The following is a 22,051-nucleotide window of genomic DNA, read 5'->3' as shown; positions in this document are numbered from 1 at the left end:
TGGTATTTTGTTGTAGTCCGATGAAGGCGGTCCTAATGTCCGCACCAATTGGCATTTCGTGGAAATTGCAGACGATGACTGAAGATTCTGGCCTCACGCTCGTAACCGGACTGGTAAAGTGGTTCGACGCGACGAAGGGCTATGGTTTCATCGTGAACGACGCAGGCGGAGAAGACATTCTTCTGCACGCCAACGTGCTGCGCAATTTCGGGCGCAGCTCGGTCGCCGATCAATCCAAGGTCGTCGTCATGGTCCAAGCCACCAAGCGCGGCACTCAGGCTGCCGAGGTCGTCTCGATCGAACCGCCTGCGACCGATGGGCTGCCCCCCATTGCCGATCTTGATCCCGAAGTCATCGAGCATATGGACAGCCTTCCGCTTCGACCGGCCCGGGTGAAGTGGTTCGACAAGAGCAAGGGCTTCGGTTTCGCAAATATCTTCGGACATCCTGAAGATGTATTCATACATATCGAGGTTGTCCGCCATTCCGGTTTTGCTGACCTTGCCATAGGCGAGGCGATCTGCCTGAGGGTCATCGAAGGCCCGCGCGGGCTGATGGCCGCCCAGGTCGCTTCTTGGGACAACGCCGTTCCCGCGGCCACGCAAGAGCTGAAGGCCGACATCCGCGAAGACATGCAGGACGCCGAATATCTTGCCCATGTTGCCGAGTAAGCTTGCCGCTGTTGCGCTGTCGACCCTGCTCTGCGCCGGGCAGGCTGGGGCGCAGGCCGCTTGCGCCCCCGATCTGGCGCTGATCCGGGTGGACGACCAGCAGACCCTTTCCTTCGATATCGAGGTCGTGGACACGCCCGCTTTGCGCGCACAGGGGCTGATGTATCGCAAAGATGTCCCGCAGGGGACCGGCATGCTGTTCGTCTATGAACAGCCGCAACCCGTCAGCTTCTGGATGCGCAACACGCTGGTCCCCTTGGACATGATCTTTCTGGATGCCGAGGGCGTGATTCGCCATATTCATCGGAACGCTCGCCCTTTGGACGAAACGCCGGTGCCGGGCGCCTCGGTCGGCGATCCGCATCCCGAACGCCTGATGGTGCTGGAAATCGCGGGCGGCGAGGCGGCCCGACTTGGGCTGGCAAATGGCCAGGCACTGGCGCATCCGGCGCTTGATCAAGACGCGGCTGCATTTCCCTGCAGCTAGGTCTTTTCACCGCCGCATCAATCGTCTAAAGCGAAGCAGTCGGGGCGTAGCGCAGCCTGGTAGCGCGACGGTTTTGGGTACCGTAGGTCGGAGGTTCGAATCCTCTCGCCCCGACCACTTTCGGATCTGCCGGGCGGCCATCTGGCCCCGCATCCGTGACAATCGCACCACGGAAACCAAGTGAGGGCATCATGCTTTGGGGCATTCGAGAGCTGATGAAACCGGCGCTTTCCGTGGTCGAGATGATCCCCGATGTTCACCGCACCCCCGCGCTGGCCGCCCTGCGCAAAGCGGCGCACGAGGGGCGCGCGGGCAGCATCCGCCTGACGCCAGATGACAAGGATCTGGCATTTTTCGACGGGCAGGTGCCGCTGACCTCGCCCATCGGGGCGCGGCTTTTGATGGCGCTGTACCAGCAAGGGCGGATCAAGCTGAAGAAGCCTGCCGCGAAGAAACTGCCGGTGCTTGCCGCCTATATCCAGACGGAACCCGCTTTCCGCGCCGAGGTCGAGCGCCTGATGGCGGAAGACGACGCCCGCCGCGACCGCCTGGCCGCCATCATTGCCGACCCGAGTTGCGCGACGCCGGATGAGATCACGCCCCTGCTGATAGACAAGGTCGCCAACGCCCAGCTGGGTCGCGGCGTCATGGGGCAGGTGACGATCGCCGGGCTGACGGCCCATCGTGGCCTTGCTGCGCCCTCCGACGACGATGCGCGGACGCTGCAGGAAAGCCGCGTCATCTGCTGGTGGATCGACGCCGACGGCCAACGACAGGGTGACCGCGACTGAGGGGCGCAGGGGATGGTGCCGCTTGGGCTTCACCCCGCGTCCTTTCACCGCTAAGACGGTTCGAACATGTCACAACGAACTGCGAAGGCGCACGCTATGGCCGACGATCTGCTGAACAGCTTCACGACCGGACCCGATGATCAGGGCCGCTTCGGCATCTATGGCGGCCGCTTCGTCAGCGAGACGCTGATGCCGCTGATCCTAGAGCTGGAGGCCGAATACGAACGTGCCAAGACCGATCCGGAATTCGCCGCGCAGATGGACGACCTGTGGACGCATTACGTCGGCAGGCCCTCGCCGCTGTATTATGCCGAACGCCTGACCCAGCATCTGGGCGGCGCCAAGATCTACATGAAGCGGGATGAGCTGAACCACACCGGCGCGCATAAGATCAACAACGTGCTGGGCCAGATCCTGCTGGCGATCCGCATGGGCAAGACCAGGATCATTGCGGAAACCGGGGCGGGTCAGCACGGCGTGGCGACCGCGACCGTCTGCGCGCGCTTCGGTCTGAAGTGCATCGTCTACATGGGCGCGCATGACGTCGAGCGTCAGGCCCCGAACGTCTTCCGCATGCGCCTGCTTGGCGCCGAGGTCGTGCCGGTGACCAGCGGTCGCGGCACGCTGAAGGACGCGATGAACGATGCGTTGCGCGATTGGGTGACCAATGTCCGCGACACCTTCTATTGCATCGGCACGGTCGCAGGTCCGCATCCCTATCCGGCCATGGTCCGCGATTTCCAGTCGATCATCGGCAAGGAGGTCCGCGAACAGATCATGCCGCGCGAAGGCCGTCTGCCCGACACGCTGGTGGCGGCCATCGGTGGAGGCTCGAACGCGATGGGGCTGTTCTATCCCTTCCTCGACGACAAGGAGGTCGGCATCATCGGCGTCGAGGCGGGTGGCAAGGGCGTCGACGACCGGATGGAGCATTGCGCCAGCCTCTCGGGTGGGCGCGCGGGGGTGCTGCATGGCAACCGCACCTATCTGCTGCAGGATGACGACGGGCAGATCTTGGAAGGGCACTCGATCAGCGCCGGTCTGGACTATCCGGGCATCGGGCCGGAACACGCCTGGCTGAAGGACATGGGCCGCGCCGAATACGTCAGCATCACCGACGACGAGGCGCTGGCGGCCTTCCAGCTGTGCTGCGCGCAGGAGGGCATCATCCCCGCGCTGGAACCCAGCCACGCCCTGGCCCATGTCATCAAGATCGCGCCCGATCTGCCTGCCGACCATATCATCGTGATGAACATGTGCGGTCGCGGCGACAAGGATATCTTCACCGTTGCCAAGCATCTGGGCGTCGAGATCAATACCTGAGGAACGGGGGGCTTCTGCCCCCTTTTTCAACGGCTTAACAGCAGGATGTTCAGGTCGGATTCAAGATGCGGCAGGGGCATCAGGATGCGGGCCGTATCGGGTGAGGTCACCTCGACCAAGCCGACATCGGGGACAACCTGCGGCATCGCCGTCGGGTCCACCTGCTCGGGAAGGTCGGCGTAATCGGGTGGCGTATCGCCCGCGACATAGGCCGTTCCCAAGTAAACCAGATCGTCGCCGATCACCCCGATGCGCCCCTTGCTGCGCTGCGATCCCGTCAGCTTCTCGAACCTGCCGTCGTCCGTGATGCGGCAGGTGAAGGGCGCATAGACCACCAGCGGCAGATCGTGGCCCAGCTTCAGCATTTGGCATGACCAGTCGCCGGGCAAGACCGAGGTCGCCTCGCCCAAGGGCAGGGGCGCGCCGGAAAGCCCTTGCATCAGGACGTCCAGATCCGCGGCATCCGCAACGGCGATCGCACGTCGCAAGGTCAGCCCCGCGGTCTGGTTCAGGCTTTCCAGACGGGCCGTATCATCGGGCCTGATGTCCTGCGTGAGGTCGGGCTGGAAAGCCCCGGCCTGCGTGGCGATCAGCAGGGCCGCGACAAGGGCGGCCTCAAGGCGTGCCGGTTTCCGCATGACGTTTCAACAGCTCCAACGGGATCACATCAAGGGCGCGTTTGTGGGTCGAGGCCAGCACCACCTTGGGCGCCGCGAATTCCTGCGCGGCCTGCAGGAAGCGGCTGGCGCAGAGGCACCAGCGGTCGCCGGCCTTCAGCCCCGGAAAGCCGAACTCGGGTCGTGGCGTCGTCAGGTCGTTGCCCAGATAGCGCGACATGGCCAGGAATTCATCGGTCAGGATCACGCAGACGGTGTGGCTGCCCTGATCCTGCGGGCCGGTATCGCAACAGCCGTTGCGGTAGAATCCGGTCATCGGGCTGGTCGAGCAGGGCTGCAATTCCTGCCCAAGGACGTTCAGTGATGGTTCCACGCGCGCACCTTTCGTTTCCGCCAGACTAAGGCCTGCGATTGCGTTGCGAAAGCCCGCTTTATGTCAGATCCGTTCGGGCGACCAGCGGACCCACCGCCCATGGAAATCCGCCCGCCCAAGCGACCAGTCGCGGCGGCGGCCATCCCACAGCGTCAACGTCAGCCCGGCACCTTCGCCGCCGTCGGCCTCCATCTGCAGATGTGCGATGGCACGGTCGGGGGATGCCTGAGCGCCGGCCGTGGTCAGGGCGGTCGCGCAGGCGGCGGTCGTTGCGGGCGGAAAGTACTGCGCGGCGACAGTGTGAAAGATCAGCAGCGTTCCTTCGGCGGGGGTCTGGAGTTGTTCGCCCAGCCAAGCACCTGCATCGCCCCGGTCAACGGGCGGCGGATCGGTTCGTGCCAGTTCCAGCGCGGCGCGAAGGCGGGCAAGACGCGCCGTCTGATCGGCCCAGCAATAGGCCATCAGCCGCAGCCCGTCGCGTTCAGGATGCAGCGGGTTCAAATCCACGCCGCGTCGGCTGGCGATGGTGAATTGGCCATCGGGGACGCTTCCCTGCCAATCGGGCGTCAGCGCGACGCCATGGTCGCGGGGCCCAAGGTGATATCGGTCGAAATTCAGGTTCAGCCCCGCCGAGGCGCCCAGTTCACGCAGGTGCAAAGGTCGCGGTGCCCGTTCGCTCAGGAAACGCGCTGCTGCGATCAGGGCGGCGGAACGCCCGACCTCGTTCGTCTGTGGCGGGCTTTCCAGCCAATTCAGGATGTGGTCGGCGTGTCGCTGCAGGACATCGATCAGCAGCGCATCGGGAACATCCCGCGCGGCATAAGCTTGGGCCAACTGCGTATCCGCCCCGGTCAGCACCAGCGCATGCAGTGCCCCGCAAAGCCGCAAGGGAACGGAATCCGCTCGGCTGCTGGGATCGCCCGGCCAAGCCAGAATGCGTTGCGCGACAGCCCCCTGCGATGTGTCCAGAAGGCGGGCAAAAGCTTCACACAGCGCAGCCGTCAAAGGCGATCCCAGCTGGCGGCAGGATTGCGCCTGATCGCGAAAGGCCGCCCGCACCGTCATTTGAAGCGGTCGGTCAGGGATTTCAGCTTGTCGGCAAAGGCGGTCGGGGCAGGGGCTGCGCGTTCGGGCCTGCGGGGGGCTGGGGCGTCGGCGGGCTTGGCGGGGGCCTCGGTGCCGCTGTTGCGGGCGGGGTTCACGCGGGCGGCCACGGCGTTCTGGAACCTTCCGCCATCGCCCGCCGCCAATGCCGCCGCCCCGTCCGAGATGCCGCGCATAAGGTCGTCCACCCACTCTTGATCAGCCTTGGCGAAATCCGACAGCACATAGCCCGCCACCCGGTCCTTGTGGCCCGGATGCCCGATGCCCAGCCTGACGCGCCCGTAGTCCGCGCCGATATGCTGGTGGATCGACCGCAAGCCGTTGTGGCCTGCATGGCCGCCGCCCTGCTTGACGCGGCATTTGCCGGGCGCCAGGTCCAACTCGTCGTGCAGGACGATCACATCGGCAGGGGTCAGCTTCAGATAGCGCATCGCCTCGCCCACGGATTGCCCCGAGAGGTTCATGAAGGTCTGCGGTTTCAGCAGCGTGACGCGGGTATCGCCCAAGCGGCCTTCGGCGGTCAGCGACTGGAAGCGGGACTTCCACGGGGTGAAACCGTGATCCTCGGCCATGCGGTCAAGGGCCATGAAGCCGATATTGTGACGGTTGGCTGCATATTTCGTGCCGGGATTGCCCAGCCCCACGATCAGTTTCACACGCGTCTCCTGTGGCGGCCTGCGGCAATTGCGCGGGCCGATTTTCGTTCCATCCCTTGCGGCTGACCTTGCCGGTTACTAAGACTCTGTCAACCTATCGCGTCTAACACGGGTCCGAGTGCCCGGTCGAATCGCGGGGACAGGGACCAAAGAAGGACTGAAGATGAGCGATCCGGCAGAATTCTACATGAACACCCTTGTGCCCATGGTGGTCGAACAGACGTCGCGGGGGGAACGTGCCTATGACATCTTCTCGCGCCTGCTGAAGGAACGGATCATCTTCGTTTCGGGCCCGGTCCATGACGGCATGTCGACGCTGATCTGCGCGCAGCTGCTGTTCCTTGAGGCCGAGAACCCGAACAAGGACATCAGCATGTACATCAACAGCCCCGGTGGCGTCGTCACCTCGGGCCTGTCGATCTATGACACGATGCAGTATATCCGCCCGCGCGTTTCCACGCTGGTCGTGGGGCAGGCGGCATCCATGGGGTCGCTGCTGCTGGCCGCCGGTGAAAAGGGTCTGCGCTATTCGCTGCCCAATAGCCGCGTGATGGTCCACCAGCCCTCGGGCGGTTACCAGGGTCAGGCGACCGATATCTTGATCCATGCGCGCGAAACCGAGAAGCTGAAGCGTCGCCTGAACGAGATCTATGTCAACCACACCGGCCGCCCGCTGGACGAGGTCGAGGCCGCGTTGGAGCGCGACCGCTTCATGTCGCCCGAGGAAGCCAAGGACTGGGGTCTGATCGACGAGGTCGTGGCACCCCGCGGCAAGGCGGAAGCCGAAAAGAAATAAGGCAGTTTGGGATTGTGACGGGCAAGCCTCGTCCTTAAACTGACGACAAATACCCGTGCCGGCCCAGCCCGGCGCGGGCAATCCGAAGACGCGGCGCGCGGAACCTCTGCCGTCGCCCGCCTGCCAAAGCGCATCGGCGGCAATGAAGGAAGTGGACGATGGCCAACCAGTCCGGCAACGACAGCAAGAACACGCTCTATTGCAGCTTTTGCGGCAAGAGCCAGCACGAGGTCCGCAAGCTGATTGCGGGGCCGACCGTGTTCATCTGCGACGAATGCGTCGAACTTTGCATGGACATCATTCGCGAAGAGACCAAGACCAACGGCCTGAAGACCGGCGAAGGCGTGCCCACCCCGCGCGAGATCTGCGGCGTTCTGGACGATTACGTCATCGGTCAGGAACACGCCAAGCGGGTCCTGTCGGTTGCGGTGCACAATCACTACAAGCGCCTGAACCACGGCTCGAAGACCGATATCGAGTTGGCCAAGTCGAACATCCTGCTGATCGGACCGACCGGTTGCGGCAAGACGCTGCTGGCGCAGACCTTGGCGCGCATTCTGGACGTGCCCTTCACCATGGCCGACGCGACCACGCTGACCGAGGCCGGTTATGTCGGCGAGGATGTCGAGAACATCATCCTGAAGCTGCTGCAGGCCAGCGAATACAACGTCGAGCGTGCGCAGCGCGGCATCGTCTATATCGACGAGGTCGACAAGATCACGCGCAAGTCCGACAACCCCTCGATCACGCGCGACGTCTCGGGCGAAGGCGTGCAGCAGGCGTTGCTGAAGATCATGGAAGGCACCGTGGCAAGCGTGCCCCCGCAGGGTGGCCGCAAGCATCCCCAGCAGGAATTCCTGCAGGTGGACACGACGAACATCCTGTTCATCTGTGGCGGCGCCTTTGCCGGTCTGGATCGCATCATCCAGCAGCGCAACAAGGGCACGGCCATGGGCTTCGGCGCCTCGGTCAAGGAAAACACCGACCAGGGCGTCGGTGAGACCTTCAAGGAGCTTGAACCCGAGGATCTGCTGAAATTCGGCCTGATTCCGGAATTCGTCGGTCGTCTGCCCGTCATCGCCACCTTGACCGATCTGGACGAGGAAGCGCTGATCATCATCCTGACCAAGCCGAAGAACGCGCTGATCAAACAGTACCAGCGCCTGTTCGACCTTGAAGGCGTTCAGCTGACCTTCACCGACGATGCGCTGACTGCCATCGCCGCCCGCGCCATCAAGCGCAAGACCGGCGCGCGGGGCCTGCGTTCGATCCTCGAGGAGATCCTGCTCGAGACGATGTTCGAACTGCCCGGCATGGACAGCGTCGAGGAAGTCGTCGTGAACGAGGAAGCGGTCGAGATGGCCTCGGCCAAGCCGTTGCTGATCCACGCCGACCCCAAGAAGGAAAGCGCCTCGGTCGGGTGATCCCGGCGGGCTGTTCCAAGGCGCACCAAGGCTGGACCTTGGGCGCCTTTCGGTGCATATCGTCAAGCAATTCTGATTGGTGAGGTCCTGTCGATGTCCTATCCCCTGCGCTTTCTGACCTGGTGGAACAGCCAGACGCTCAATACCCAGTTCTGGACTTGGCGGAACGGCGTCAAGGTTGGGGAAGACGGTAACGGCAACGTCTTCTATAAAAGCAAGGATGGGAAGCGCCGTTGGGTGATCTATGACGGCGAGGCCGAGGCGAGCCGCGTCAGCCCCGAGTGGCACGGCTGGCTGCACCACACCTGGAACGAGCCGCCGACCGAGGTGCCCGTTCCGCGCAAGGCTTGGGAAAGGCCGCATCAGCCGAACCTGACCGGCACGACCGAGGCTTATGTCCCTGCGGGCTCGCTGAGCCGCGTGCAGCCCGTGGTGCGCAGCGATTACGACGCTTGGCAGCCTGAATAAATGACGACCGCAGTGGCCGAGGCACGGACCGAGCTGATTGCAGGTGGCGTGGTGCTTGCGGTCGCGGCGGCTTTTCTGGCTTGGGCCGGGCAGGGCATGTGGTCTTCGGGGGGCGGCTATCACGTGACCGCGTCTTTTCCTGACGTCGATGGTGTCAGCGTCGGGACCGAAATCCGCCTTGCCGGCGTGAAGATCGGTCGCGTCAGCGACATTCGTCTGAACCCTCAGACCTATCTGGCCGATGCGGTCTTTCAAATTCCCGATGACGTCATCCTGCCCGCCGACAGCGCTGCGCTGATCCAGTCCGATGGTCTTCTGGGCGGCGCCTATATCCAGCTGCAACCCGGCGGAAGCCTGGAAAACCTGGCCCCCGGGGATGAGATCGAGGATGTGCAAGGTGCCGTCAGCCTGCTGCAGCTGATGATGAAATTCGTCGACAGTCAGGCCAGCGAGCCGGAGGTGACGCCGTGATCAAGCCCATTCTCTGCATCCTGGCCCTGAGTGTCCCTGCGGTCGCACAGGATACCCAGCAGGGCAGTGCGGCCATGCTTCGCGGTCTGGACAAGGTCTCGGGTCGGACGACCGATCTGCTGGTGCCGGTCGGGGATGCCGTGCGCTATGGCCGGTTGGAGGTTCGTGTCGGGGAATGCCGATATCCATCGGGCGACCCCAGCTCGGATGCCTACGCCCAGATGACCATCACTGATCTGCGCCAGAACACGACTGCCTTCGCCGGTTGGATGATTGCCAGCTCGCCGGCGCTCTCGGCCTTGGACGATGCGCGCTATGATGTCTGGGTCATGTCCTGCCAAAGCTGATCGGCGGACCGCGGTTGATACGCGGTGAAATCAGCCTTGCGTTTCAGGGCGAATGACAGGCGCTGCTGATAGATGTGGCGTTCCATTTCGGTCCCGCCCATGCGGGCCAGATGCGGCGTCAGGAACTGGGTGTCGAAAAGGGTGAACCCGCAGCGCGCCAAGTGATCTGAGGTCCAGATCAGCGCCATCTTCGATCCGTTCGTGCGCGCCGAGACCATGGATTCCCCAAAGAACGCCGCCCCCAGGGTCACCCCGAACAGACCGCCGGCGAACTTGCCTTCGTGGCGTATCTCGAAGGCATGCGCATGTCCGGCCCGGTGCAACTGCCCATAGAGCCGCGCAAGGGGGGCGTTGATCCAGGTGGTGTCCCGATCGCCACAGATCGCGACGATCCGGTCGAAATCGCTGTCCAGATGCGCCGACCACCCGCCCCTGCGAAGGTCGCGCAGCAGTGATCGAGAGGCGTGAACGCCACCGATGGGAAGGACCCCCCGCATCGGGGGGTCGAACCAGTACAGCCGATCGTCTTCGGCGCTTTCGGCCATGGGAAAGACGCCACGCGCATAGCCGTTCAGCAATTGCGATGGCGTCAGCACGAAGCCCTCAGCCGAAGTGCTGGGCCAGCCAGCGTTCCAGCCAGTGGATCGAATAGTTGCCCGACAGGATATCGGGTTCCTGCAACAGCGCATCGAACAGGGGCACGGTCGTATCGACACCGTCCACGATCAATTCGCCCAAGGCGCGCGACAGGCGGGCCAAGGCCTCGTCACGGTCGCGCCCGTGAACGATCAGCTTGCCGATCAGGCTGTCGTAATAGGGCGGGATTGAATAGCCCTGATAGAGCGCCGAATCCATGCGAACACCCAGACCGCCGGGCGCATGATATTGGGTGATCTTGCCGGGGCAGGGCGAGAAGCTGGGCACCTTCTCGGCGTTGATGCGCACCTCGATCGAATGGCCGTTGATCTTTAGGTCTTCCTGCTGGAACTCCATCGGCAGACCGGCGGCGACGCGGATCTGCTGACGCACGAGGTCAACGCCGAAGATCGCCTCGGTCACCGGATGTTCGACCTGAAGGCGGGTGTTCATCTCGATGAAATAGAACTCGCCGTCCTCGAACAGGAACTCGATGGTTCCGGCCCCGGCATAGCCGATCTTGGCGACGGCATCGGCGCAGATGGCCCCGATCCGGTCGCGCTGTTCCTGCGTGATCGAGGGACCCGGCGCTTCCTCCAGCACCTTCTGGTGACGGCGCTGCAGCGAACAGTCGCGTTCGCCCAGATGGACGGCGCGCCCCTTGCCGTCGCCGAAGACCTGGATCTCGATGTGGCGGGGGCGTTGAAGGTATTTCTCGATATAGACGTCGGGGTTGCCAAAGGCGGCCTTGGCTTCCGAACGGGCGGTGCGGAAGGCGACTTCCAGACCCGCTTCGTCCTGGGCGACCTTCATGCCGCGACCGCCGCCACCGGCGGTTGCCTTGATGATGACCGGATAGCCGATTTCAGCCGCGACGCGCTTGGCGTCCTCGACGTCGTTGACGCCACCTTCACTGCCCGGAACGCATGGGACGCCAAGCGCCTTCATCGTGTCCTTTGCGGTGATCTTGTCGCCCATGATGCGGATGTGTTCCGCACGCGGCCCGATGAAGGTGATGTCGTGATCTTCCAGCATCTGCACGAAACCGGCGTTTTCCGACAGGAAACCATAGCCGGGGTGGATGGCCTGCGCGCCGGTGATCTCGCAGGCCGAGATCAGCGCGGGCATCGACAGATAACTGCTGGTCGAGGAGGGCGGGCCGATGCAGACCGATTCGTCGGCCATGCGCACATGCATGGCGTCCGTATCGGCGGTGGAATGGACCGCAACGGATGCGATGCCCATCTCTCGGCAGGCGCGGATCACGCGAAGCGCGATCTCGCCGCGGTTGGCGATGAGGATCTTGTCGAACATGGGGATCTGCCTCACTCGACGATCATCAGGGGGGCGCCGAATTCGACCGGGCTGCCGTCGTCGATCAGGATGCGCTTGACAGTGCCCGCGCGCGGCGAGGGAATGTGGTTCATGGTCTTCATGGCTTCCACGATCATCAGCGTCTCGCCCTCGGCGACCTGCTGGCCGACCTGCACGAAGGCCGCGGCACCGGGTTCGGCGGCCAGGTAGGCCGTGCCCACCATGGGCGATGTCACGACGCCCGGCAGGCTGGCCGGATCTTCGTTGACCGGTGCTGCGGGGGCGGCGGCAGGGGCTGCCGATTGCGATGTCGAGGGTGCGGATGCCTGCGGTGCGGCCGGGGCAGACTGCTGCTGGGCCGCGGCATAGACGACCTGCTTGCCCTGCTTGGTCAGGCTGACGGTCAGGCGGTCGTGTTCGCCGTATTCGCGCTTGACCGAGATCTCGTTCAACTCGCTCGCGTTCAGCAGTTGGGCCAGCGACTGGATGAAGGCCACATCGCCCTCGTGGTGCTTGCCGTTGTTGGAATCGTTGCTCATGCCGTCCTCTGCCATGTTTTGGTCAGGCCGCGTCTTGCGCGGCAATTGCGGGGCTTATAGCCCTTGTGATCGGTCAAGGGGAAGGGTTTCAACCCCTTGGTGCGCATTTGCGTGCCGTTTGACCGCCTAGCCGGGGCTCGCGGGGCCGCGCGCCGCCTTTTCGGTCAACCCCGAGGTTCCCTCGCGTCTTTCCAGCTCGGCCTCGACATCGGCCAGCGTGACATCGCGGGCGGCCAGCATCACAAGAAGGTGAAAGATCACGTCGGCGGCTTCGGACGTCAGCCGGGCGCGGTCGCCCTTGACGGCCTCGATGATCGCCTCGACGGATTCTTCGCCGAATTTCTCGGCGCATTTCTCGGGGCCCTTGGCCAGCAGCTTGGCGGTCCAGCTGCTGTCCGGATCGGCGGTCTTGCGCGATTCGATGGTGGCGGCAAGGCGCTGCAGGGGGGTCATGTCAGCCTCATGGGGATGCCGGCCGCGGCCATATGGGCCTTGGCCTCGGCGATGGTGTGGGTGCCGAAGTGGAAGATGCTGGCGGCCAGGACGGCGCTGGCATGACCCTCGGTCACGCCCTCGACCAGGTGGTCCAGCGTGCCGACACCGCCCGAGGCGATGACGGGGATGTTCACCGCATCCGCGATGGCGCGCGTCAACGGCAGGTTGAAGCCCGAGCGCGTGCCGTCGCGATCCATGCTGGTCAGCAGGATTTCCCCCGCGCCCTTTGATTCGACCAGCTTGGCGAATTCCACGGCGTCGATGCCGGTGGGCTTGCGACCGCCGTGGGTGAAGATCTCCCACCGGCCATCGGCGACGGTCTTGGCGTCGATGGCCACGACGATGCATTGGCTGCCAAAGCGATCGGCGGCGGCCGCCACCACATCGGGATCGGCCACGGCGGCCGAGTTGAAGCTGACCTTGTCGGCCCCTGCCAGCAGCAGGGCGCGCACGTCCTCATGCGTGCGCACGCCGCCACCCACGGTCAGCGGCACGAAGCATTGTTCGGCGGTGCGCGTCACCAGATCGAACATGGTGCCGCGGTTTTCATGGGTGGCGTGGATGTCCAGAAAGCAGATTTCATCCGCACCGGCGGCGTCATAGGCGCGGGCGGCCTCGACCGGGTCGCCGGCATCGCGCAGGTCCACGAAGTTGACGCCCTTGACGACGCGGCCATCGGCCACATCAAGGCAGGGAATGATGCGCGTCTTCAGCATCGCATGACCTTTTCCTTGGAGCCGCCCGGATCGCGGCGGCGTTTCAGGCATCTTCTAATGCCAAACCGCCGCCGCAGCCAGAGCAGCTTACTTCAGCGCCGCCAGCGCCTGCGTCAGATCCAGCGCACCGTCATAGAGCGCACGCCCCGAAATCGCGCCCGCGATCACCTGCGTATCGGCCAGCGCCCGCAGATCCTCCATCGAGGACACACCGCCCGAGGCGATGACGGGAATGTTGACGGCGCGGGCCAGGGCCTCGGTCGCCTGGACATTCGGGCCGCCCATCGCGCCGTCGCGGTCGATGTCGGTATAGATGATGGCGGCCACGCCCGCGTCCTGGAAACGCTGCGCCAGATCGGTGGCCATCACGTCGGTTTCGGTCGCCCAGCCACGGGTCGCGACGCGGCCCGCGCGCGCGTCGATACCCACCGCGATGCGACCGGGGAAGGCCTGCGCGGCCTCATGCACCAAGTCGGGGTTTTCCACCGCCACGGTGCCCAGGATCACACGGGTCAGCCCGCGATCCAGCCAGCTTTCGATGGTCGCCATGTCGCGGATGCCGCCGCCCAGCTGGGTGGGGATGTCGGTGGCGGCCAGGATCGCCTCGACCGCGGCGGCGTTCACGGGCTTGCCCTCGAAGGCGCCGTTCAGATCGACCAGGTGCAGCCATTCGGCACCGGCATCCTGGAAGGCGCGGGCCTGTGCTGCGGGGTCGCTGCCGAAGACGGTCGCCGCCTCCATGTCGCCGCGCAGCAGGCGCACGCAATTGCCGTCTTTCAGGTCGATGGCGGGATAGAGGATCATGTCGCTGGCCTTCCGCGGATTGGGTTGCGCGCTCTTTGCCACGGGGCGGTCGGTGACGTAAAGACCCGGACCTGACGTCATGCTTGCCAGATGCGCCAAGGCCCGCACAACATCGCATATCCTGAGGAGGAGAGATCATGCGTCACATCATTCTGGCGGCCGTTCTGGCCCTTGGTGCCACCGCCGCCGCGGCCGACCCCATCGAGGGCATCTGGCAGACCCAGCCCGACGGCGGCGCCTTTGCCCATGTCACCATCGCGCCCTGCGGCGGGGCCTTCTGCGGTACCATCACCCGCGCCTTCAAGGGGACGCAGGAATACAAGTCCCCCAACGTCGGCCGTCAGATCGTCATCGACATGGCACCCCAAGGTGGTGGCAAGTATCAGGGGCAGGTCTGGCGACCGTCGAACGACAAGGTCTATGCAGGCAAGGCCAGCGTCTCGGGCAACCAGATGAGCTTGTCGGGCTGCGTCGCGGGCGGCCTGCTGTGCAAGAGCCAGAACTGGGTCAAGGTCCAGTAACCCACGATATCCTGAAGGGTGGCGGCTGAACCCCATGCCGCCGCCCTGCGTTTGTCCCGCAAGTTTCATTTGATGAAAGGGACGACCCCATGCCGATGATCACCGCAAACGACGGCACCGAACTTTATGTCAAGGATTGGGGGCAGGGTGCGCCCGTCGTCCTGATCCACGGCTGGCCCCTGAATGCCGACAGCTGGGAGACCCAGGCCCTTGGTCTGGCCGAGGCGGGATACCGCGTCATCAGCTATGACCGCCGCGGCTTCGGCCGGTCGGGTCAGCCCTTCGCGGGTTACGATTACGACACCATGTCCGACGATCTGGCTGCCGTCATCAAGGCGCTGGATCTGAATGACGCGACCATCGCCGGTTTCTCGATGGGGGGCGGAGAGGTCGCGCGCTATATGTCGCGGCACAAGGGGCAGGGCGTGTCCAAGGTGGTCTTCGTGTCCTCGGTCGCGCCGGGGATGCTGAAGTCCGAGGACAATCCGAACGGTGCCCCCGCCGATCTGTTCGAACAGATGCGCCAAGGGCTACGCGACGATCGTCCGGGCTTTCTGGCCGATTTCTTCAGGGACTTCTTTGGCCAAGGCACGCCCGAGGGCGGCGTCAGTGATGCGCAACTTGACTGGGCGCAGGGCATGGCGTTGATGGCCAGCCCCAAGGCGACGCTGGATTGCGTCACCGCCTTCGGCACGACCGATTTCACCGCCGACATGGACAGCATCACCGTGCCAACGCTGGTCATCCATGGCACGGGCGACAAGACCGTCCCGATCGAGGCCACGGCACATCGGGTCGCCAAGATGGTCCCTTCTGCCAAGCTGATCGAGTACGAAGGCGCGCCCCACGGCCTGACCGCGACCCATGCGGATCGTCTTCTGAACGACCTGAAGGCGTTTCTGGCCTAAGCCTGCTGGCCGCGCTGCATGTTTTCCATGTGCAGCGCGATCGCATCTTCAAGGTCGGGAAAGAAGGTCAGCTTTCCACCTTCCAGAACCGCACCCGCATGGCAGATCTGGCGCAGCATGCCCATCGAATGGGCTACGACCACGGCACCCGACCGCGACATGCGTTCGTTGAAGACACGGTTGGACTTGGCCTTGAAGGCAGCATCGCCCACGGCCGAGACCTCATCCACCAGATAGGTGTCGAAAGGCACCGCCATTGACAGGCCAAAGGCCAACCGGGATTTCATGCCGGATGAATAGCTGCGGATCGGCAGATGGAAGTGATCGCCCAGTTCCGCGAAATCCTCGACGAAAGCCAGCAGCTCGCGGGTGTCGACGCCATAGACCCGCGCGACGAAGCGGCAGTTCTGCTCGCCCGTTAGTTCTCCGTTGAAGGAACCCGCGAACCCGACCGGCCAGCTGATCGTGCCGGTCGAGAGGATCTTGCCGCTGCTGGGCAGCATGGCCCCCGAGATCATCCGCAGAAGCGACGACTTGCCCGCGCCGTTACGCCCCAGCAGGGCCACGGAAACTCCCGAAGGAAAGGTCGCCGTGATATTGTCGGCGACAACCTTGCGGCGACCGTTCAGCGTGTAGGTCTTGCAGATGTTCTGCAGGTGGATCATCGACGGTCGCGCAGGCTGTAGAAGACAAGTGCCCCGATCACCCATGCCACGGCCAGGAAGCCCGCGATGATCGCCAGCAGCTGACCGCGTTGCGGGAACTCGGCCTCCTGTGCCAGCGTCGGGCGGATGTAGGAGGCGATGTAGCGCGACTGGCGGACGGCCTCGGCGCGGGCGGATTCGTAAGAGGCCAGTGCCGCGGTATAGCTGGTTTCGGCGAACTGACGGTCGACGGCCAAGGTCTCGTATTGGCCCACGACATCGCTCAGCGCCACATCCTCGCTGTCCGAGCTGAACTTCTGGCGTTCGGCATCGATCTGTTCGCGGATGACCTTGATGCGCAGATCGGTCTGGCTGATCCGCGGATCGTTCGGTTGCGCATTCGATTGCAGCATCCCAAGCGAAACCAGTTGTTCGGCCAGCTGCTGCTGCAGCGAGGTGACGACCCCGATCTGGCTTTGGACATCGGCGGTCGGATCGACCAGCTGATACTGGTTGCGGAACTCGGTTACCTTCTGACGCGCCGTCTTCAACCGTTCCTGCGCCCGTTCCAATTCGGTGCGGGCATAGCGAAGCGCATCCTCGCGGGCGATGTCGTTCAGCTCGTTGATCAGCGTGCCACCTTCATCCAGAATCGCGGTGGCGATGTCCTGCGCGTCCTGGGCTTCGAATGCCAGGATGCGCAGGTCGATCATGCCATTGTCGTAATAAATGCGGACCTTGCGTTCCCATTCGTCGGCCAGATCCTCCAGCGCGTCGCTGCCGCGATAGCTGAAGATCGGGTCATTGGGGGCCTTCGACCAGATCTCCTGCAGATCCAGCCGAGTGTTGACGCGTTCGACCAGATCGCGGCTCTGGATGAACTTGTAGAGGATGTCGGTATCCGAGGTCGAGCTGGAGCTGATCCCCGCAAGCGAGCCCAAGCCCCCCAGCACATCTGTCGGGCTGGAGGCCGTTTCGCTGCGCACCGAGAACCCCACATAGGAGGCATATTGATCCGCCGCCCGGGTATAAAGATAGAACCCTGCTAGGAACGTCGGAAGAATGACCAGCAGCACGAAGCTGATGGCCAGCCCGAAATGACGCTTCTCGAAGGCGGCAGGGCTGGCAGGCGGCATGACGGGCTGATCAAGCGCCGCCTGAATGCGCTGCTGCATCTGGGCATTGCCCGGACCGCCCGCGTTGCCGCGACGACCGGGGCCGCCAGCACCGCCATTGCCCGGCCCCATGCGTCCGCCACCCATCTTGGCGCCCGGTCCTTTGGCGGGACCAGCCTTGCCGGGACGGTTCGGGCCGCCCGGCCGGGCTGCAGCCTTTGCCGGTGCATCGGGATTGCCAGCATCGGTTTTGGGGGTCTGTTCCGGCGTGTTGGTTCCGGGTTTGTCGTCCTGGGCGGACATGCGCTTACCCCGCCTGTCATGTTGAACTCTTCCCGGCTCTCATACATAAGCCTTTTGAACAGTTCCAGCACTGATCCCATGTCGGGGCGGTGATCAGCGAAAGGCGCCACGGGCGCGCATCCATGCAAGACACGTTCCAAGACAGCAGCCCCGATCGCGGCCACGCACCCTTGCCACAGGCCGCGCGGCCCCGGACGGCCCGGACCCTGCGCGAGGTCCGCCAGCACCGCAGCTATGCCAGCCTGCGCGCCATCGGCGCCCTGATCCTGCGCGAGATGCAGACCAGCCACGGCCGCGCCTCGGGGGGGTATTTCTGGGCGATTGCCGAACCGGTGGGCGGGATCATCCTGCTGACGCTGATCTTCTCGGTCGGATTCAGGACGCCGCCCATCGGCACGAACTTCGCCATCTTCTATGCGACCGGGGTCGTGCCCTTCATGTGCTATCTGGACGTGTCGGGGAAGGTGGCGGGATCGGTGCGCTATTCCAAGTCGCTGCTGGCCTATCCGGCGGTGACCTTCATGGATGCGCTGTTGGCGCGGATGGCCTTCAACACGGTCACCCATATCATGGTGTCGACCATCGTCTTCACGGGCATCTATACGCTGCTCGATACGCGGACCGATCCGCAGGTGCTGGGTATCGCGCTTGGGATGGTGATGGCGATTACCTTCGCCAGTTCCATCGGCGTCATGAACTGCTTCATGTTCGAGGCGTTCACTTGGTGGCAGCCACTATGGAGCATCCTGATGAGGCCCCTGTTCCTTCTTTCATGCATCTTCTTCATGTTCGATACGATCCCGCAACCTTATCAGGGCTGGCTGTGGTGGAACCCCCTGGTGCATGTCGTGGGGCAGATGCGGCGATCCTTCTATCCCAGCTATGCCGGGGAATACGTCAGCCATCTCTATGTCTTCGGGCTCAGCTTGGGGCTGATGGCCTTCGGGCTGATGCTGCTGATCCGCTATCACCGGGATCTGCAGAACAGCTGATCGGCCAGCAGCCCCATCGTTCAGCCGCGCGGGTCGATCAACCGCGCCAGAACGGCCTTGCGGGTGATGCGCCCGCCGCCAGCCACTGGAACCGCCGAATCCTCGGACAGGCGGTCCATGACCATCTTGACGGGCATGTCGCGGGGCACGGGTTCGCCCTCGGCATCGCCTTCCTCGGCCACATCCTCGGCGGTCAGAACGCCCAAGGGGTTCATGTGGGCGACGAAATCGGCCACGTAATCGTTCACCGGGTTGGCGATGATCTGGCGCGCGGTGCCGATCTGGACGATGCGACCGCCCTCCATCAGGGCGATGCGGTTGCCCAGCTTGAAGGCCTCGTCCAGGTCGTGGCTGACGAAGATGATGGTGCGCTTGGTCTTGGCCTGCAGTTCCAGCAGTTCATCCTGCAGCCGGGCGCGGATCAGCGGGTCCAATGCACTGAAGGGTTCGTCCATCAGCAGGATCGGGGCCTCGGTCGCAAAGGCGCGGGCCAGGCCCACGCGCTGCTGCATGCCGCCCGACAGGTCGCCGACACGCCGTTCGGCCCATTCGTCAAGGCCCACGGTCTTCAGCTGTTCATCCACCCGGCGGCGCCGTTCCGAGGCCGAGAGGCCCGCAAGCTCCAGCCCCAGGCCGACATTTTCGCGCACGCTGCGCCATGGCAGCAGGCCGAACTGCTGAAAGACCATCGCCACGTTGCGCAGGCGGATGTCGCGCAGCGCCCGTTTGCCTGCGCCGGTGACGCTGACCATCTGGTCGCCCTGCCGGATGCGCACATCGCCCCGGCAGACGTTGTTCAGGGCATTCACGCCCCGCAGCAGCGTGGACTTGCCCGAGCCGGAAAGGCCCATCAGGACCAAGATCTCGCCCTCGGCCACATCCAGCGTGCAGTCGTGGACACCCAGCACCTGGCCGGTTTCATCCTTGATGGCACCACGCTCCAGACCTTCGTCCATCAGGGGAAGGGCGGTTTCGGGGGCATCGCCGAAGACGATGCAGACCTTGTCGAATTCGACGGCGTTGCGGGTCATTTGCGGCCCTCCATGCGCAGGATGCGGTCCAGAAGGATGGCGACGACCACGATGACGATGCCCGATTCGAAGCCAAGCGCGGTGTTCACGCTGTTCAGCGCGCGCACGACAGGCACGCCCAGACCCGACGCGCCGACCAGCGCGGCGATCACGACCATCGACAGCGACAGCATGATGGTCTGGTTCAGCCCCGCCATGATCTGGGGCAGGGCGCTTGGAAGCTCGACCTTCCACAGCAGTTGGCGCGGGGTGGCGCCGAAGGCGGTCGCGGCCTCGGTCAGGGCGGTGGGCGTCGATGCGATGCCCAGCTGCGTCAGGCGGATCGGCGCGGGCAGAACGAAGATCACCGTCGCCAGCAACCCCGGCACCATGCCGATGCCGAAGAAGACGATGGCCGGGATCAGGTAGACGAAGGTCGGCAGCGTCTGCATCAGGTCCAGCACAGGGCGCATCCAGGCATAGAGCCGTGGGCGATGCGCGGCGGCGATGCCGATGGGCACGCCGATCGCCATGCAGACGATACAGGCCGACAGCACCAGCGTCAGCGATTGCAACGTCTCTTCCCAGTAACCCTGGTTCAGCACGAAGAGCAGCCCCACGGCCACCAGCACGCAGGTCGAGACACGGCGCTGCAACCCCCAGGTCAGGGCAACGACGATGGCGATGAAAAGAAAGGGATGAGGGGCTTCGAGTGCGGTCAGGATAGCGTCGATCAGCCAGTCCATCACGTCGGAAATCGTGTTGAACACCCCCGAGGCATTGGCGTTCAACCAGTCGAATATCGTCTTGGCGGTTTTTCCCACCGGGATCTTGTTCTCCGTGACCCAATCGGTCAGCTGTTCCATTCTGGTCCCCTTGGATGTCGGTCGTGGTGGCGCGGACCCGGGACGGATCCGCGCCCTGTCGTCAGCCTTCCAGCGCGGCGCTCAGGGCTGCCTGAGGGTCGTTGCCGTCCAGCGTGGTGACATCGGCCAGCCAGGGCGTCGCAGCTTCGGGGTTTGCCTGCAACCACTCCTTGGCGGCATCCATCGGGTCTTCGCCGTCGTTCAGGATCTTGCCCATGACCTCGTTTTCCATGGCCAGGGTGAATTCCAGGTTCTGCAGCAACTTGCCGACGTTCGGGCATTCCTCGACATAGCCGGCGCGGGTGTTGGTCCGCACCTCGGCGCCGCCAAGGTCGGGACCGAAGATGTCATCGCCGCCGGTCAGATAGGTCATCTCGAACTGCGCGTTCATCGGATGGGGTTCCCAGCCAAGGAAGACGACCGGATCGCCGCTGTTGCTGGCGCGCTGGACCTGCGCAAGCATGCCCTGTTCGCTGGATTCCACGACCTCAAAGGTGCCCATCCCGAATTGGTCGCCGGCCACCATCTCCAGCAGCAGGCGGTTGCCGTCGTTGCCGGGTTCGATGCCATAGATCTTGCCGTCCAGCGCGTCCTTGTGCTCGGCGATCTTGCTGAAGTCGTCGATGCCCAGATCGGCACCCGCCTTGTTGGTGGCAAGGGTGTATTTCGCACCGGTCAGGTTGGTGCGGACCGTGTCGACGGTGCCTTCGTCGCGATAGGGGGCGATGTCGGCCTCCATCGTGGGCATCCAGTTGCCAAGGAAGACGTCGACGTCGTCGGTGGCCATGGCGGTATAGGTGACCGGCACCGACAGGATGCGGGTTTCGGTCTCATAGCCCAATGCCTGCAGAACCGTGCTGGTCAGGGCGGTGGTCGCCGTGATGTCCGACCAGCCGACGTCCGAAAAGACGACCTTGCTGCATGATTCAGGCTCTGCCGCGGTGGCCGATCCTGCGATCGAGGCCCCGACGGCAAGGGTCGCGATGAAGCGGGTGAGGGTCATTTTAGGCTCCCTGTTCTTGATTGGTTAGTCAATTAAAGTTACACAGGGCATGTAAAGCAACAGATTTCTTCCGAACGCAGGTGCAGTCATGCCAAAACTTGGTGCCGAGCCTATCCGAAAAGCCGCGTTGATCAACGCCGCCATTTTCGAGGTGGGAATGGCCGGATCGCTGGATGTGACGGTGGCGCAGATCGCCCGCCGCGCTGGCATGTCGCCCGCCCTTGCCCATCACTACTTCGGGTCCAAGGAGAAGATATTCCTGGCTGCAATGCGTTACATCCTAAGGACTTACGGGCAATCGGTTCGTGACGTCCTGCCGGGTCGCGGGTCGCGCGGGCGGCTTGACGGGATCGTCAAGGCCAGTTTCGCGCCCCAGAACTTCCAGCGCGAAACGGTCAGTGCGTGGCTTAACTTTTACGCACTTTCCTTCGTCAACAAGGATGCGGGTCGCCTGCTGCGTGTCTATCACAAGCGGCTGCGGTCGAACCTGATCGTGGCGCTGCGGGGTCTGACCGACCATCCCGAACGCACCGCCGATACCTTGGGTGCGCTGATCGACGGCGTCTATCTGCGCGCGGTCCTGACCCCGGGGCCGACCGATGCGACCGATGCCGAAAACACCATCATGTCTTATCTTGAGGAGGCGCTAGCATGAGC

28 protein-coding genes and 1 tRNA gene are annotated in these 22,051 nt (G+C 64.1%); 14 read left to right on the top strand and 15 right to left on the bottom strand.

What is annotated here, in order from left to right; translation table 11 throughout:
• Positions 1-74: 74 nt before the first annotated feature.
• The 5 genes from DDE75_RS09970 to trpB all read left to right on the top strand — a co-directional run bounded on the left by DDE75_RS09970 (position 75) and on the right by trpB (position 3,272).
• On the top strand, positions 75-671 hold the full coding sequence (locus DDE75_RS09970) for a cold-shock protein (RefSeq protein WP_108502229.1): 597 nt from the start codon (positions 75-77) through the stop codon (positions 669-671).
• On the top strand, positions 658-1,158 hold the full coding sequence (locus DDE75_RS09965; RefSeq protein ID WP_108502228.1) for a DUF192 domain-containing protein: 501 nt from the start codon (positions 658-660) through the stop codon (positions 1,156-1,158). Before DDE75_RS09970 ends, DDE75_RS09965 begins: the two co-directional genes overlap by 14 nt.
• A gap of 40 nt (positions 1,159-1,198) precedes the next feature.
• A tRNA-Pro gene (locus tag DDE75_RS09960) sits at positions 1,199-1,275 on the top strand.
• Between the two features lie 98 nt (positions 1,276-1,373).
• Positions 1,374-1,949, top strand: a complete 576-nt coding sequence (locus tag DDE75_RS09955) for a hypothetical protein (RefSeq protein ID WP_108502227.1) — start codon at positions 1,374-1,376, stop codon at positions 1,947-1,949.
• Between the two features lie 96 nt (positions 1,950-2,045).
• Positions 2,046-3,272, top strand: coding sequence for a tryptophan synthase subunit beta (gene trpB / locus DDE75_RS09950; RefSeq protein WP_108502226.1), 1,227 nt, complete (start codon positions 2,046-2,048; stop codon positions 3,270-3,272).
• Positions 3,273-3,298: 26 nt separating this feature from the next.
• On the opposite strand, the gene DDE75_RS09945 is transcribed toward trpB, so the two are convergent.
• From DDE75_RS09945 to pth, 4 genes are all read right to left on the bottom strand, one after another.
• Complete coding sequence (locus tag DDE75_RS09945) at positions 3,299-3,910, bottom strand: DUF4893 domain-containing protein (RefSeq protein WP_108502225.1); 612 nt, start codon at positions 3,908-3,910, stop codon at positions 3,299-3,301.
• A complete protein-coding gene (locus tag DDE75_RS09940; RefSeq protein ID WP_245894702.1) occupies positions 3,888-4,205 on the bottom strand; it encodes a DUF2237 family protein in 318 nt (105 codons plus the stop codon). Before DDE75_RS09940 ends, DDE75_RS09945 begins: the two co-directional genes overlap by 23 nt.
• A 120-nt stretch (positions 4,206-4,325) precedes the next feature.
• Complete coding sequence (locus DDE75_RS09935; protein ID WP_108502223.1) at positions 4,326-5,327, bottom strand: DUF2332 domain-containing protein; 1,002 nt, start codon at positions 5,325-5,327, stop codon at positions 4,326-4,328.
• Positions 5,324-6,022 (bottom strand): aminoacyl-tRNA hydrolase, encoded by a 699-nt coding sequence (gene pth, locus DDE75_RS09930; protein WP_108502222.1) that lies wholly within the window; start codon positions 6,020-6,022, stop codon positions 5,324-5,326. The genes DDE75_RS09935 and pth overlap by 4 nt, the downstream gene beginning before the upstream one ends.
• A gap of 163 nt (positions 6,023-6,185) precedes the next feature.
• Between pth and DDE75_RS09925 the strand changes: the two genes are divergently transcribed.
• The 5 genes from DDE75_RS09925 (at position 6,186) to DDE75_RS09905 (ending at position 9,528) form a co-directional block, all read left to right on the top strand.
• Positions 6,186-6,818, top strand: a complete 633-nt coding sequence (locus tag DDE75_RS09925; protein ID WP_108502221.1) for an ATP-dependent Clp protease proteolytic subunit — start codon at positions 6,186-6,188, stop codon at positions 6,816-6,818.
• Between the two features lie 158 nt (positions 6,819-6,976).
• Complete coding sequence (gene clpX, locus DDE75_RS09920; protein WP_108502220.1) at positions 6,977-8,242, top strand: ATP-dependent Clp protease ATP-binding subunit ClpX; 1,266 nt, start codon at positions 6,977-6,979, stop codon at positions 8,240-8,242.
• A 93-nt stretch (positions 8,243-8,335) separates the two neighbouring features.
• Positions 8,336-8,710: an NADH:ubiquinone oxidoreductase subunit NDUFA12 gene (locus tag DDE75_RS09915; protein ID WP_108502219.1), complete on the top strand. Its 375-nt coding sequence runs from the start codon at positions 8,336-8,338 to the stop codon at positions 8,708-8,710.
• Positions 8,711-9,181 (top strand): outer membrane lipid asymmetry maintenance protein MlaD, encoded by a 471-nt coding sequence (gene mlaD / locus DDE75_RS09910; RefSeq protein WP_108502218.1) that lies wholly within the window; start codon positions 8,711-8,713, stop codon positions 9,179-9,181.
• The gene (locus DDE75_RS09905) at positions 9,178-9,528 is read left to right on the top strand and encodes a DUF2155 domain-containing protein (protein WP_335672040.1); all 351 of its coding nucleotides are present in this window, start codon (positions 9,178-9,180) and stop codon (positions 9,526-9,528) included. The genes mlaD and DDE75_RS09905 overlap by 4 nt, the downstream gene beginning before the upstream one ends.
• On the opposite strand, the gene aat is transcribed toward DDE75_RS09905, so the two are convergent.
• The 6 genes from aat to hisA form a co-directional block, all read right to left on the bottom strand.
• Positions 9,495-10,124: a leucyl/phenylalanyl-tRNA--protein transferase gene (gene aat / locus DDE75_RS09900; RefSeq protein WP_245894692.1), complete on the bottom strand. Its 630-nt coding sequence runs from the start codon at positions 10,122-10,124 to the stop codon at positions 9,495-9,497. The two genes, DDE75_RS09905 and aat, sit on opposite strands and share 34 nt — an antisense overlap.
• A gap of 7 nt (positions 10,125-10,131) precedes the next feature.
• The gene (gene accC / locus DDE75_RS09895; RefSeq protein ID WP_108502216.1) at positions 10,132-11,478 is read right to left on the bottom strand and encodes an acetyl-CoA carboxylase biotin carboxylase subunit; all 1,347 of its coding nucleotides are present in this window, start codon (positions 11,476-11,478) and stop codon (positions 10,132-10,134) included.
• An 11-nt stretch (positions 11,479-11,489) separates the two neighbouring features.
• Positions 11,490-12,017: an acetyl-CoA carboxylase biotin carboxyl carrier protein gene (accB, locus tag DDE75_RS09890; protein WP_108502392.1), complete on the bottom strand. Its 528-nt coding sequence runs from the start codon at positions 12,015-12,017 to the stop codon at positions 11,490-11,492.
• Positions 12,018-12,143: 126 nt separating this feature from the next.
• The gene (locus DDE75_RS09885) at positions 12,144-12,470 is read right to left on the bottom strand and encodes a phosphoribosyl-ATP diphosphatase (RefSeq protein WP_108502215.1); all 327 of its coding nucleotides are present in this window, start codon (positions 12,468-12,470) and stop codon (positions 12,144-12,146) included.
• A complete protein-coding gene (gene hisF, locus DDE75_RS09880) occupies positions 12,467-13,228 on the bottom strand; it encodes an imidazole glycerol phosphate synthase subunit HisF (protein WP_108502214.1) in 762 nt (253 codons plus the stop codon). Before hisF ends, DDE75_RS09885 begins: the two co-directional genes overlap by 4 nt.
• 87 nt (positions 13,229-13,315) lie before the next feature.
• Positions 13,316-14,032, bottom strand: a complete 717-nt coding sequence (gene hisA, locus DDE75_RS09875) for a 1-(5-phosphoribosyl)-5-[(5-phosphoribosylamino)methylideneamino]imidazole-4-carboxamide isomerase (protein WP_108502391.1) — start codon at positions 14,030-14,032, stop codon at positions 13,316-13,318.
• 137 nt (positions 14,033-14,169) lie between these two features.
• Here hisA and DDE75_RS09870 point away from each other — a divergent pair, with 137 nt between their 5' ends.
• Both DDE75_RS09870 and DDE75_RS09865 read left to right on the top strand, forming a co-directional pair.
• Complete coding sequence (locus DDE75_RS09870; RefSeq protein WP_108502213.1) at positions 14,170-14,553, top strand: DUF2147 domain-containing protein; 384 nt, start codon at positions 14,170-14,172, stop codon at positions 14,551-14,553.
• 89 nt (positions 14,554-14,642) lie between these two features.
• The gene (locus DDE75_RS09865; protein WP_108502212.1) at positions 14,643-15,461 is read left to right on the top strand and encodes an alpha/beta fold hydrolase; all 819 of its coding nucleotides are present in this window, start codon (positions 14,643-14,645) and stop codon (positions 15,459-15,461) included.
• On the opposite strand, the gene DDE75_RS09860 is transcribed toward DDE75_RS09865, so the two are convergent.
• Positions 15,458-16,126 (bottom strand): ABC transporter ATP-binding protein, encoded by a 669-nt coding sequence (locus DDE75_RS09860; RefSeq protein WP_108502211.1) that lies wholly within the window; start codon positions 16,124-16,126, stop codon positions 15,458-15,460. The two genes, DDE75_RS09865 and DDE75_RS09860, sit on opposite strands and share 4 nt — an antisense overlap.
• Entirely contained in the window at positions 16,123-17,523 is a 1,401-nt protein-coding gene (locus tag DDE75_RS09855; protein ID WP_245894691.1) for a KpsE/RkpR family capsule polysaccharide export protein, read from the bottom strand. The genes DDE75_RS09860 and DDE75_RS09855 overlap by 4 nt, the downstream gene beginning before the upstream one ends.
• 122 nt (positions 17,524-17,645) lie before the next feature.
• Here DDE75_RS09855 and DDE75_RS09845 point away from each other — a divergent pair, with 122 nt between their 5' ends.
• Positions 17,646-18,515 carry an ABC transporter permease gene (locus tag DDE75_RS09845; protein ID WP_108502210.1) on the top strand — a complete coding sequence of 290 codons (870 nt, stop codon included), beginning with the start codon at positions 17,646-17,648 and terminating at the stop codon, positions 18,513-18,515.
• 20 nt (positions 18,516-18,535) lie between these two features.
• Here DDE75_RS09845 and choV read toward each other — a convergent pair whose 3' ends face one another.
• From choV to DDE75_RS09830, 3 genes are all read right to left on the bottom strand, one after another.
• Positions 18,536-19,546, bottom strand: coding sequence for a choline ABC transporter ATP-binding protein (gene choV, locus DDE75_RS09840; protein WP_108502209.1), 1,011 nt, complete (start codon positions 19,544-19,546; stop codon positions 18,536-18,538).
• Positions 19,543-20,391 (bottom strand): choline ABC transporter permease subunit, encoded by an 849-nt coding sequence (gene choW, locus DDE75_RS09835; protein WP_108502208.1) that lies wholly within the window; start codon positions 20,389-20,391, stop codon positions 19,543-19,545. Before choW ends, choV begins: the two co-directional genes overlap by 4 nt.
• A 61-nt stretch (positions 20,392-20,452) precedes the next feature.
• Positions 20,453-21,394, bottom strand: coding sequence for a choline ABC transporter substrate-binding protein (locus DDE75_RS09830; RefSeq protein WP_108502207.1), 942 nt, complete (start codon positions 21,392-21,394; stop codon positions 20,453-20,455).
• Positions 21,395-21,482: 88 nt separating this feature from the next.
• On the opposite strand from DDE75_RS09830, the gene betI reads away from it, so the two are divergent.
• Positions 21,483-22,049 carry a transcriptional regulator BetI gene (gene betI, locus DDE75_RS09825; RefSeq protein WP_108502206.1) on the top strand — a complete coding sequence of 189 codons (567 nt, stop codon included), beginning with the start codon at positions 21,483-21,485 and terminating at the stop codon, positions 22,047-22,049.
• Positions 22,050-22,051: the final 2 nt, after the last annotated feature.

Origin of the sequence: Paracoccus indicus (assembly GCF_003056335.1) — a bacterium.
In the GTDB taxonomy this organism is placed as follows: Bacteria; Pseudomonadota; Alphaproteobacteria; order Rhodobacterales; family Rhodobacteraceae; genus Paracoccus; species Paracoccus indicus.
Note: the sequence above shows the minus strand (reverse complement) of the source record. Positions and strands in the feature narration are given on the sequence as shown.